This window comes from Micromonospora sp. CPM1, assembly GCF_023896895.1.
Taxonomy (GTDB): domain Bacteria; phylum Actinomycetota; class Actinomycetes; order Mycobacteriales; family Micromonosporaceae; genus Micromonospora; species Micromonospora tulbaghiae.
Genome location: NZ_JAMHIU010000005.1, coordinates 249,889 through 261,378, shown reverse-complemented (window position 1 = coordinate 261,378; position 11,490 = coordinate 249,889). Strand labels below are relative to the sequence as shown.

At 74.4% G+C, this 11,490-nt stretch carries 9 protein-coding genes; 4 read left to right on the top strand and 5 right to left on the bottom strand.

The features are described from left to right. Positions 1–139 precede the first annotated feature (139 nt). From M8C11_RS08800 to M8C11_RS08785, 4 genes are all read left to right on the top strand, one after another. Positions 140–3,079 (top strand): helix-turn-helix transcriptional regulator, encoded by a 2,940-nt coding sequence (locus M8C11_RS08800; RefSeq protein WP_252449197.1) that lies wholly within the window; start codon positions 140–142, stop codon positions 3,077–3,079. A gap of 115 nt (positions 3,080–3,194) precedes the next feature. Continuing rightward, a complete protein-coding gene (locus tag M8C11_RS08795) occupies positions 3,195–3,965 on the top strand; it encodes a DUF5995 family protein (protein WP_013286663.1) in 771 nt (256 codons plus the stop codon). A gap of 96 nt (positions 3,966–4,061) precedes the next feature. Continuing rightward, positions 4,062–4,499 (top strand): hypothetical protein, encoded by a 438-nt coding sequence (locus M8C11_RS08790; RefSeq protein ID WP_252449196.1) that lies wholly within the window; start codon positions 4,062–4,064, stop codon positions 4,497–4,499. Positions 4,500–4,561: 62 nt separating this feature from the next. Next, the gene (locus tag M8C11_RS08785; protein ID WP_252449195.1) at positions 4,562–6,658 is read left to right on the top strand and encodes an amino acid transporter; all 2,097 of its coding nucleotides are present in this window, start codon (positions 4,562–4,564) and stop codon (positions 6,656–6,658) included. Between the two features lie 57 nt (positions 6,659–6,715). Here the strand turns inward: M8C11_RS08785 and M8C11_RS08780 are convergent, their stop codons facing one another. The 5 genes from M8C11_RS08780 to M8C11_RS08760 form a co-directional block, all read right to left on the bottom strand. Next, positions 6,716–7,675 (bottom strand): TIGR03557 family F420-dependent LLM class oxidoreductase, encoded by a 960-nt coding sequence (locus M8C11_RS08780; RefSeq protein ID WP_252449194.1) that lies wholly within the window; start codon positions 7,673–7,675, stop codon positions 6,716–6,718. 180 nt (positions 7,676–7,855) lie between these two features. After that, complete coding sequence (locus M8C11_RS08775) at positions 7,856–8,062, bottom strand: hypothetical protein (RefSeq protein ID WP_013286658.1); 207 nt, start codon at positions 8,060–8,062, stop codon at positions 7,856–7,858. Between the two features lie 108 nt (positions 8,063–8,170). After that, positions 8,171–9,373: a low temperature requirement protein A gene (locus tag M8C11_RS08770; protein ID WP_252449193.1), complete on the bottom strand. Its 1,203-nt coding sequence runs from the start codon at positions 9,371–9,373 to the stop codon at positions 8,171–8,173. Positions 9,374–9,676: 303 nt separating this feature from the next. Then, entirely contained in the window at positions 9,677–10,861 is a 1,185-nt protein-coding gene (locus tag M8C11_RS08765) for a helix-hairpin-helix domain-containing protein (RefSeq protein ID WP_252449192.1), read from the bottom strand. Between the two features lie 254 nt (positions 10,862–11,115). Then, positions 11,116–11,463 (bottom strand): TcmI family type II polyketide cyclase, encoded by a 348-nt coding sequence (locus tag M8C11_RS08760; RefSeq protein WP_091417709.1) that lies wholly within the window; start codon positions 11,461–11,463, stop codon positions 11,116–11,118. Between the last annotated feature and the right edge of the window lie 27 nt (positions 11,464–11,490).

Sequence of the window (11,490 nt, the reverse complement as noted above, 5' to 3'; positions counted from 1 at the left end):
ACCACCGGGTTGTCGGGGGATCTGTAGGACGACGTATGTCGGGCACCCGCAACCATTAGTCGTGTAGTCGACGCGAGAGGTACCGGTCCGGCCCCGAGGCCGTAGAACGGTGCGGGGACCTGTGACTAGGCTGCGTCCCATGGCCAGCGACGTGGACACGGCACCTCTCGTCGGCCGTACCGGGACCATGGCGACGCTGCGGTCGGCGCTCTACGACGACCTGCGGCCCGGGCAGACCGGCGCGGTGTTCCTCACCGGAGAGAGCGGGGTGGGCAAGACCCGCCTGCTGACCGAGGTCGGCGAGCAGTTGCGGCAGACCGGCGCCCTGGTGCTCACCGGCACCTGCCTCGACATCGGAGACGCCTCGCCGCTGCACCCGGTACGGCAGGCGTTGCGTCGGCTCGACGCCGAGCAGGCGCAGGCGCGCACCACCTCGGCGATCCGCGGCGTGTTGCAGGTCTTCGACGAGGAGACCCCCGGCCCGGACGGCGCGGGCGCGCTGCTGGAACGCGTCGCCCAGGGCCTGCACGTGGTGGCCGGCGGACGGCCGCTGGTGCTCGTCCTCGACGATCTACAGTGGGTCGACCGCAGCACCCGGCAGCTCCTGCTCTACCTGCTGGCCGGCCTCGGCGACCTCCAGCTCTCCGTGCTGGCCGCGATCCGGGCCGAGTCGCTGCGCGGCGCGCACCCGCTGCGCCGGGTGCTCACCGAGCTGCGCCGGCTGCGCTCGGTGCGGGTGATCGACCTGATGCCGCTGGACCGGTCCGCCACCGACGAACTGGCCACCGCCGTGGTCGGCGCGCCGCTGCCGCCGGACGCCGCCGACCAGCTCTGGCAGCGCAGCGGCGGCAACCCGTTCGTGGTGGAGGAACTGGCCCGCGACCGGCGCGACGGCCGCGACGGCCTCTCCGACACGCTGCGCGAGGTGTTCCTCGACCGGGTCGACGCGCTGCCCCAGCCGGCGCACGCCGTGGTGCACGCGGTGGCGGTGGGCGTCGAGCCGGTCGAGCACTGGCTGCTGGCCCAGGTGGTGCGGCTGCCCGAGGAGGAGCTGCTCGACGCGGTCCGCGAGGCGGTCGCGCACCGCCTTCTGGTCGGCGCCGACGACGGCTACCGGCTGCGGCACCGGCTGGTCGCCGAGGTCCTGGCCCACGAGCTGCTGCCCGCCGAGCGGGCCGCGCTGCACCGCCGCTACGCCGAGGCGCTCACCGCCGTACCGGCCGAGCTGCACCAGGCCCGGCTGGCCCACCACTGGCGGCACGCGGGCGAGCCGGCCCGGGCGCTGCCCGCCGCGATGGCCGCCGCCCGCGAGGCGGAACGGCTGCACGGGTACGCCGAGGCGCACCGCCACTGGTCCGCGGCGCTGACCCTGGCCACCGAACCGGCCGCCGTCCTGCCCGACGGGGCGCGGCCCGAGCCGGTCGAGGTGGACCGGGCCGAGCTGCTCAGCCACGCCGCCGAGGCCGCGCACCACAGCGGTGAGCACGCCCGCGCCCTCACGCTGCTGGAGGAGCTGGCCGACGACCCGTCCGGCCCGCCGGTCTGCGCGCTGCACATCCGCCGGGCCCGCTACCTGGCCGCGGCCGGCCGGTCGGCCCCCGCGGAGCAGGAGTACCGGCGGGTGCTGGACTCGCCCGACTGCACGCCGCAGGAGCGGTGCACAGCCGCCGCCCGGCTGGCCGAGCTGCTGCTGCACCTGGGCCGCTACGCCGAGGCCGGCGACCAGGCCCGGGAAGCCCTCGCGCTCGCCGCCGACGTGCCCGGCACCACCTCCGAGGTGGTGATGGCCAGCGCCGCGCTCGGGTTCAGCGAGGCGTTCCTGGAGGACCCGGCCGCCGGACTGGCGGTGATGCGCCAGGCGCTGGACACCGCCGAGCGGTCCGGCCGGCCGGAGGACGTGGCCTGCGCGTACCTGCACCTGGCCGAGCTGCTCACCGGGCCGCTGAACATCCTCGAGGAGGGTGTGGTGGTGGCCCGCCGGGGCGCCGACCGGGTCGCCGAGCTGGGGCTCGGCCGCACCTGGGAGACCCGGCTGCTGGCGGTGGCGACGAACGGGCTGTTCCGGGTGGGGCAGTGGGCCGAGGCGGAGAAGGTCGTCGCCGCCGCGCTGCGGCACCGCCCGTCCGGGGCCGACGCGGTCGAGCTGCTGCTCGCCCGCTGCCGGCTCTCCGTCGGGTACGGCGACGTCGAGGCGTCCGACCGCGACCTGGAGGCGGTCGCGACGGTGCTGGCCGGTGGCGGCGCCCGGCACGTGCTGCCGATGCTCATCCTGCGCGCCGGCCTGGCCATGTGGCAGGGCCGGCACGACCTGGCCCGGCAGGCGGTGCAGCGGGGCCTGACCGAGAGCCGCTCCGACGACGTGATCGTGCTGGCCACGCTGGCCTGGCACGGGCTGCGGGCGGAGGCCGAGGCGGCGGCCAGCCGCACGATCGAGGTGGACCCGAACGCGGTACGCCGGCTGCGCGAGGTGGTCGACCGGGTGACCGGCAAGAGTGCCAAGGCAGGCGCGCCGGTGCGGTACGTCGCCGAGGGGTTCCTCGCGCTCTGCGACGCCGAGCTGAGCCGGCTCGACGACGGCCGCGGCGACCCGGCGCTGTGGGAGCGCTCCGCGCTCGAGTGGGACCGGCGCAACCACCCCTACCCGGCCGCGTACTCGCGGTTGCGGCAGGCCGAGGCGCTGCTGGCCCGCCGCAGCCGGGTGGCCACCGCGGGCAAGCTGCTGCACCGGGCGTACGCGATGGCCCAGTCGCTCGGCGCGGTGCCGCTGACCGCGGAGATCCGTACCATCGCCTCGCGGGCCCGGGTGACCCTGGACGCCGCACCGGACCCCGCGCCGGTGCCCCGGCAGCGGGCGGCGGCGCCCGCCGGGCCGGCGGTGGACGAGCTGGCGACGCTCACCGCGCGGGAGCGGGAGGTGCTCGCCGCGGTCGCGGAGGGGCTGACCAACCGGGAGATCGGCCAGCGGCTGTTCATCAGCGAGCGGACCATCGGCGTCCACGTCTCGCACATCTTCGACAAGCTCCAGGTCCGCACGCGCGTGCAGGCCAGCGCCATCTTCCTGCGCAACGGCGCGGAGTAGGCGTACGCCGGCAATACGTCGTTCGACGGATCCGCGGTGTGGACGGCGGCTGGCAGGCTGTCCCGCGGAACAGGGGTGGTGGCGTCGTGGGGGCGCCGGCCGTTGTGGAGGAGAGATGACCGAACCGGTCTGGGGGCCTGTGCACCAGGACATCGTCGGGTTGCTGGCCGACCACCCCGCCGACGTGCCGGCGGTCGTGGACCATCTGACCAAGCTGCAGGATCTGCTGGTCCGGCTGCCGCCGCTGGAGGAGAGCTGCCCGCTCGCCGACTTCAACAAGCTCTACCTGGTCATCACCAGCACGGTGCTCGACGGCCTGTACGACGACCGGTTCTGCGACCCGGCGTTCCTGGCCCGGCTGGACGTGGAGTTCGCGGCCCGCTACTTCGAGGCGCTGCGGTTCTGGACCGACTCCAGCCCGAGCACCCCGAAGGCGTGGTCGTGCCTGTTCAAGCGGATGCGCGGGCCGGACGCCCGGCCGCTGCCGTCGGCCGCCGCGGGCGTCAACGCGCACATCAACTACGACCTGCCGTTCGCGCTGGTGACCACGTTCGACAGCCTGGAGTCCGAGCCGATCGACGGCAGCGACCAGCACCGCGACTACCTGGAGATCAACAAGATCTTCGCCGAGCGGATCCCGGAGCTGCGCCGCGGCTACCTGGACAACTGGCAACTCATGATCGACATGGTCAACGGCGACATCGACGACTGGTACCAGGGCGAACTGGTGGAGTACACCCGGAACGTGGCCTGGCGCAACGCGCAGAAGATCTGGCGCTGCCGGCACGACCCGGACGCCCGCGAGTGTGAGCGGACGCGGCTGGACGACAACGCCGCGCTGCTCGGCCGGCTGCTGCTGTCACCCCTCGGGGCGTTCCTGCAGTAGCCGGGACGGGGGGTTCCCGCGTCCCGCCGTCCGGGCGCGGGACGCGGGAACGCCGCCCGCGGGTGTCGCGCCCGCCGCACCGGGTACGTCGTCGCCGTGCCGCGAGACGAACCGGCCGGCCCCGGGGCGCTCCCGCCGGGCCCGGTCCGCCGCTTCCCGTTCCGCTTCGACCCGGCGTTCCGGCTGCCGCTGGCGCTGCTCGGCGTACGGCCCGCCACGGCCTGGCTGGACTGGGGTCCGGACGCGCTCGTCGTCCGGTTCGGTCCGTGGCTGCTGCGCACCACGCCGGACAACGTGACCGGGGCCGAGCTGAGCGGGCCGTACCGCTGGTGGCGGGCGATCGGCCCGCACCTGTCGGCGGCCGACGGCGGGGTGAGCTTCGGCGCCAGCGTGGCCGGCGGCGTCTGCCTGCGCTTCGCCGAACCGGTTCCGGCGCTGGTGCCCGGCCCGTGGCTGCGGCATCCGGCGGTCACCGTGACAGTGGCCGACCCGGCGGCGGTGCGCGACGCGCTCGCCCGCGGACCGGATCTTTGACCGGTTCGGCCGGCCGCGCCCGGGACAACCCCTACCGTCTTCATAGGGACGAAGGGGAGCAGATGGGGCAGGCGGGGGACGCGGAGCAGCCCAGGCGTACGCGGGAGCGGCGCCGGGAGGCGCACGCGGCCGCGGCGGCCCGGGCCGGCCGGCACGGCGACCACGCCGAGCGGTCCGGCCGCGCCGTGCCGGAGCTGCCGGAACGGGTGGCGGCCCCGACGCGGCCGGCGCCCCCGGCGGGCCGGCTGCACCGGTGGTTGTTCGCGCACCGGGTCGAGCCGGTCGGCCCGGAGGTCCGCGAGCACCAGACCCGGTCCCACCCGTGGTGGCAGGTGATGTGCCTGACCGGCGTCGACTACTTCTCCACGCTGTCCTACCTGCCCGGCATCGCCGCCGTGGCGGCCGGCGCGCTCAGCCCGCTGGCCACGCTGCTGATCGTGGCGCTCACCCTGCTCGGGATGCTGCCGATGTACCGCCGGGTGGCCCGGGAGAGCCCGCACGGGCAGGGCTCGGTGGCCATGCTGGAGCGGCTGCTGCCGTTCTGGCGCGGCAAGGTCTTCGTGCTGGTGCTGCTCGGCTTCGTCGCCACCTCGTGGATCATCACGATCACGCTGTCCGCCGCCGACGCCAGCGTGCACCTGCTGGAGAACCCGGTGCTGCCCGCGTCGTTCCCGCACGGCGACACCGCGGCGGTGCTGGTCACCGTGGCGCTGCTGCTGGTGCTCGGCGGCGTGTTCCTGCTCGGGTTCAGCGAGGCCGTGCAGGTCGCCATCCCGCTGGTGGCGGTGTTCCTCGCGTTGAACGCGGTGGTGGTGGTCGCCGGGGTGGCCGAGGTCGTCGCCGACCCGGGGCTGCTCGGTGACTGGACCGGCCGGCTGGCCGACGCCGGCGGGCCCGGCGACGTCCTGGCCACGAGCGTGCTCGCGTTCCCGCTGCTGGTGCTCGGCCTGTCCGGGTTCGAGACCGGGGTGAGCATGATGCCGCTGGTGCGGGGCGAGGGCGACGACCCGGAGCGGCGGCTGGACGCCCGGATCCGCAACACCCGCCGGCTGCTCACCGCAGCCGCGCTGATCATGTCGGTCTACCTGATCGCCACCACGTTCGTGACCACAGTGCTGATCCCGCCCGAGGCGTTCGACCCCGGCGGGCCGGCGAACGGCCGGGCGCTGGCGTTCCTCGCCCACGAGCACCTCGGCGAGGCGTTCGGCACCGTCTACGACATCAGCAGCGTGCTCATCCTCTGGTTCGCCGGCGCGTCGGCGATGGCCGGGCTGATCAACATCGTGCCCCGCTACCTGCCGTCGTACGGCATGGCGCCGGAGTGGGGGCGGGCGGTGCGCCCGGTGGTGCTGGTCTACACCGCGATCAGCATCGCCATCACGATCGCCTTCTCCGCCGACGTGAACGCCCAGGCCGGCGCGTACGCCACCGGCATCCTCGCGATGATGGTCTCCGGCGCGATAGCGGTGACCATCGCGGCGCTGCGCGCCCGCAGCCGCGCTGCCGCGGCCGGCTTCGCGCTGCTCACCGCCGTGCTGCTGTACGCGCTGGTGGAGAACGTGGTGGAGAAACCCGACGGCATCACCATCTCCGGGTTCTTCATCGCCGGGATCATCGCGGTGTCGCTGATCTCCCGGGTCACCCGGACCACCGAGCTGCGCGCCGAGCGGATCGAGTTCGACGAGGCGGCCCGCCGCTTCGTCGACGAGTCGGTCGCCCGGGACGGGCGGCTGCACCTGATCGCCAACAAGCGGCAGCGCGGTTCGGTCAAGGAGTACCGGGTCAAGGAGCGGGCGCAACGGTCGATGAACCCGGTGCCAGGCGCCGCCGACGTGCTGTTCCTGGAGATCGACGTGAGCGACCCGTCCCAGTTCAGCCAGGTGCTGCGGGTGCACGGGGTGGAGTCCGGCGGATACCGGATCCTGCGCGCCAGCAGCCCGGCCGCGCCGAACGCGATAGCCGCGATCCTGCTGGCGCTGCGCGACGCCACCGGCGTACGCCCGCACTGCCACTTCGAGTGGTCGGAGGGGAACCCGATCGCGCACCTGCTGCGCTACCTCATCCTCGGCCGGGGCGACACCCCGCCCGTGGTGCGGGAGATCATCCGCAAGTCCGAGCCGGACCCGACCCGCCGCCCGGGCATCCACGTCGGCGGCTGAGGCGCCAGGGCCGGCCGGGCGGACCGGCTGAGCGCGATACCGGCCGGGCACGGGGGACTAGCCGAGGCCGCGGACCCGGGCGAGCAGGTCGCGGGCGCAGAAGTCCAGGAACCCGTCCGGGTCGGGCCCGGCGTTCTGCAGCACGATGTGGTCGAAGCCGGCCTCGACGTACGTGCGCGCCTTCTCCACGTGCGGCGTGGCGTCCGGGCCGACGGAGAACTGCTGCCGGATGTGGTGGTCCTCGACCCAGGCGGTGGCGGCGTCGAAGTTCACCGGGTTGGGCAGCTCGCTCATCACCTTCCAGCCGGTGATCGCCCAGCGGCTGGTCTCCTTCGCCGCGCGTACCGCCGACTCCTCGTCCGCGGCCCAGGCCATCGGCACCTCGGCGTAGCGCGGACCCCCGCCGCCGGCGTTGCGGTACTGGTCGACGATCGACGACTTCGGCTCGGTGGCGAACAGGCCGGTGCCCAGCTCGGCCGCCAGACCGGCCGACTCCCGGCCGCTGGCGGCCACGGCGATCACCGGCGGCTGGTCGGGCAGGTCCCAGATCCGGGCGTCCTCCAGCTTCAGGTGCCGGCCGTCGTACGAGCGGTAGCCGCCCTGCCAGAGCAGCCGGATGATCTCCAACGCCTCGCGCAGCCGCTCGTGCCGCCCGCGGACACTGGGGAACCCCTGCCCGATGACGTGTTCGTTGAGCCGCTCGCCGGCGCCCACCCCGAGCGTGAACCGCCCGTCGGAGATCAGCGCCATGGTGGCGGCGGCCTGCGCGACGATCGCCGGGTGGTAGCGGACCGACGGGCAGGTGACGCCGGTGGCGAGGCCGAGGGTGGTGGTCCGGGCGGCGATCGCGCCGAGCGCGCTCCAGGTGAAGCAGGAGTGGCCCTGCACCTCCAGCCAGGGGTGGTAGTGGTCGCTCATCTCGACGAAGTCGAACCCGGCCTCCTCGGCGCGGACCGCCTGCCGGATGAGTTCCTGGGGCCCGAACGCCTCCGAGGCGAGCTTGTAGCCGATCCGCATGCCCGGTTCTCCGTTCCGTCGTCGGCGAACCGCTGCCGTTCCCACCGTTTCCGCGGGCAAACCCCGCGAAACCCAGCCTCCTAGGACGCCGTAGCGGTGGTGACGCACCGCGCCCCGGGCACGGAACGGCCCGCGCTCGCCGGGCGGGCGCGGGCCGGGAGGGGAGTACGGGGGTGAGGCCTACTTCGACGGCTCGGGGAGCTTGCAGTCCACCTTCGGGTTGGCGCCGATGTAGTTCAGCGGGCCGGCCACGATGGTGACCAGGATCGTGCCCGCCTCCGCGCAGTTGGTTTCGTCGTTGCCGTAGTAGCCGCGCTGACCCGCGGCGATGGCGCCGATGATGAGCCAGATGACGACCAGGACGCCGACTATCGAGGTGCCGCGCATCAGTTGCCTCCACTGGGGTTGTGGTGGATTCGAGGTGGAGGCCATGTACCCCGTGCGGGTGATCCGCCAAACGGCGCACCGGTGCCGGCACGGCCGATTCCGATTACCTCAGTGCGGTGGCATCGGCTCCTCGGGCGGGCGGCCCCGGCTGCGGCGGTAGTCGGCGAAGGCCACCCCGGCCAGCACCAGCATCGCCCCGGCCGAGGCGTAGACCGGTGCGAGGAACAACCCGGCCGGCGCGATCGTGAGCAGCGCCAGCACGCCGCCGGGCCGGGACCGCGAGACGCGGCTGAACACCTCGTACTCGAACGCGCCCCGGCCGGTCAGGAACAGCGCCGGCCCGCCGAGAATCACCGCCAGCCAGGCCGGCGGCGTGTGGCCGGTCGGCTCCAGCAGGACCAGGTCGAAGCCCGCCGCGGTGGTCACCACCCCGGCCACCATCAGCAGATGGGTGTACGGCGCGGTGTTGAGGAACCGGCTCGGCTGGGCGGCCCGGGCGATGGCGTGCGGCAGCAGCTCACCGGACTTGTGCACGTAGACGCGCCAGAGCAGCAGCGTGGTGGCGAACGCGGTGGCGAAGGCGGCCAGGTTCTCCACCTCGGAGTGGTGCAGGCTGAACACGGTGCCGGCGACCAGCACGGCGTCGCCGAGCGCGATGATGAAGAACTGCTGGTACCGCTCGGACAGGTGCTCGGCCGTCACGTTGCGCTGGGACTCCGGCACCGCGCCCAGGCCGGGGACCGGGTACGCCAGCCGGAACCCCAGGTAGTCGATGGCCAGGGCGCCGGCCCAGAACCACAGCCGGGCGGTACCGTGTGCCGCCAGCGCGCCGACCAACCAGGGCACCGCCGACACGGCGAACCAGCTGAAGATGCGCAGGGCCCGGCGATTGCTCTCGGGATGTCGCCGTACGGCGGGCATGAGGAACAGCCCGCGTCCGAGATGGATCGCCACGTACGTCCCGCCGAACACCAGCCCGCGGGCGCCGAACGCCTCCGGGATGGCGGTGGTCATCAGCAGCGCGCCGAACATCACCGCCACGATCAGCAGCTTGATCTCGGTGCGCTGCGGATCGTAGATGTCGGTGACGAGCGTGGTGATCGCCCAGGTCCACCAGATCGCCATCAGCATGACCAGCGACTCGGCGGCCCGCTCCCAGGTCACCGACCCGACCAGGTTGCGCGAGATCAACGCGAGCGCGACCACGTACACCAGGTCGAAGAAGAGTTCGAGCAGCGTCACCCGGCGCGGCGCCTCCGGATCGCGGACCGGCGGTCGCCGGCCGGCGGGCTCCGGCGCTGCGGTGGGCACGAGACGCTCCTGCGGGTGGCGGTACGCGCGGCGGGCCGTCCCGGCCCTTCACCGACGGTAGTCATGCCCGCCCGCACGCGGTCACTTTTCCGACATACCGGCCCGGGCAGGGGTGACGGGATGGCGATGGTGCTGGTGGAGCGGCCGCCAGTTCGGGGTTGTGGCGGGGTCGGCGGGGTGCTGATGTCACCACTTCGGCGTACTGGCGGGGCGGGCCGCGAGGTCGGGGAGGTGGCGGGGTGGGGAAAGGCACCGGGCCGGTGGCGACCATCGTCACCACCGGCCCGGAATGTGGAGGAGTGTCTACTCGGCGCCGGCCGGGAGCACCCGGTCGGCGTCGGCGGGGGCACCCGCCAGCACCTTGGCCTGCTGCGGCCAGGTGGCGAGGCCCGGCGCGGAGCGCAGGCCGGCGGCCTTCACGGTCTGCCGCAGCGCGGCCTCGTCCAGCTCGGCGAGCTGCCGGTAGGTGCGGATCCCGGCGTCCTGGAGGGCGGCGGCCAGCTTCGGCCCGATGCCCTGGATCCGCCGGAAGTCGTCCGCCGCGTCCCCGGCCGCGTCCGCAGCCACGTCGTTCTCGGCCGAGGCCCGCGGCGCGGGCACGACGGCCGGCGCGGCGGCGACGGGCTCGGTGGTCTCCACCGTCTCTGCGGTCTCGGCCGTCGTGGCGGCGTCGACCGGCTCGGCCGTCGTGGCGGCCCCGACCGGCTCGACCGTCTTGGCGGGCTCGACCGACTCGACCGACTCGACCGACTCGGCGGCCTCGGCGGCCTCGACCGACTCGGCGGCCTCGGCGGCCTCGACCGACCCGGCGGCCTCGACCGGCGAGGGCGCCGCCTCCGCGGCAGCCGCCTCGGCAGCAGCCGAATCAGCAGACGACGTCGTCGCCGACACCGCCGGCTCGTCGGTGGGCGTCGACTGCGCCGGAACGGCGACGGGGGCGCGCTCCGGCTCCGCCGCGAAGGGCTCCGACTCGACGACGAGCGCCGGAGAAGCGGCCGGCTCGTCCACATCGGTGGAGGCCGGGGCGGCGGGCTCGTCCGCCGGACGGTCCGCGGCGATCGGCTCGGCCTCGGCCGCTGGCGCCGTAACCGGCTCGGCAGGGGACGACACCGGCTCGGCGGCGGCGGGCTCCGACGCGACGGGCTCGGACGCGACGGGCTCGGACTCGGCAGGCGAGGACACCGGCTCGGCGACGACCGGCGACGCCTCCGGCTCGTCGGCGGCACGGGCGGCGGTGGCGACGGCCGGCTCGATGGTCGCCGTCTCGGTGGGCGCGGGCTGCTCGGCCACCGTGGCGGTCGCCGGGGGCTCGTCGACCACCGCGACCGGGCGCGGCTCGTCGACGGTGGCGGTCACCGCGGGGGTGGTCTCCACCGTGGGCGTCGCCGGGGCGTCGGACCGGCGGCGGCCGACGACGAACCAGCCGGCGCCGAATCCGATGAGCAGGGCCAGTATCACGAACAGCCACTGCCCGAAGCTCGACGGCATGGCCAACCTCCTTCTATGTATACGTGCACGACGGTGGCGAAAGACTCGGGGCAGCTTCGCACACGCGCGCGGCGCACGACAGGCAGCCCGGGGCCGGGCCGCGGCGGTGGGACCGGCGGTGTCGGCCGGTGCCCGGAGGATGACCGAGCGTGTGCCGGAAGCCGGGATCGAGCGGCTTCGCGGGGCAGGGAGACGCCCCGGAACCTGGGTGCCGTGCGTGGTTCCGGGGCGTCCCGTCCGTCGCCCGTGGCCGGTCAGTGGATCCGGTCGGGCGCAGGCGCGTCGGCGGCGTCCCAGCTGTAGAAGCAGCCGGCCACCGCGTCGCGGGGGGAGTGCCAGGTCGGCAGGTACGGGGAGGTGTGCGCGGAGAGCCGCTTGTTCACTTGCTCGTAGAGCGGGTTGTCGCGCAGTTCCGCGGTCAGCCCGGGGGCGACGTCGACGGTCTCCATCAGATGGACGCACAGGTCGTGCAGGTAGTACAGCGACCGGTGCCGGACGCCGGTGAGGTGCGGAAGTTCGGTGGCGTCGGCCTCGGCGAAGATCTGCGCCACCCGCCCCTGTGCGCCCGGCACGATCCGGCTGACCACCAACAGTCGACTCATCGTGACCCCTCTCGCCGCCGCGGTGCT

Excerpts from the sequence above, each read along its gene's own strand:
- M8C11_RS08760 (WP_091417709.1), bottom strand. The coding sequence starts at position 11,463 with ATGAGTCGACTGTTGGTGGTCAGCCGGATCGTGCCGGGCGCACAGGGG.
- M8C11_RS08795 (WP_013286663.1), top strand. The coding sequence starts at position 3,195 with ATGACCGAACCGGTCTGGGGGCCTGTGCACCAGGACATCGTCGGGTTG.
- M8C11_RS08785 (WP_252449195.1), top strand. The coding sequence starts at position 4,562 with ATGGGGCAGGCGGGGGACGCGGAGCAGCCCAGGCGTACGCGGGAGCGG.
- M8C11_RS08780 (WP_252449194.1), bottom strand. The coding sequence starts at position 7,675 with ATGCGGATCGGCTACAAGCTCGCCTCGGAGGCGTTCGGGCCCCAGGAA.
- M8C11_RS08765 (WP_252449192.1), bottom strand. The coding sequence starts at position 10,861 with ATGCCGTCGAGCTTCGGGCAGTGGCTGTTCGTGATACTGGCCCTGCTC.
- M8C11_RS08775 (WP_013286658.1), bottom strand. The coding sequence starts at position 8,062 with ATGCGCGGCACCTCGATAGTCGGCGTCCTGGTCGTCATCTGGCTCATC.
- M8C11_RS08800 (WP_252449197.1), top strand. The coding sequence starts at position 140 with ATGGCCAGCGACGTGGACACGGCACCTCTCGTCGGCCGTACCGGGACC.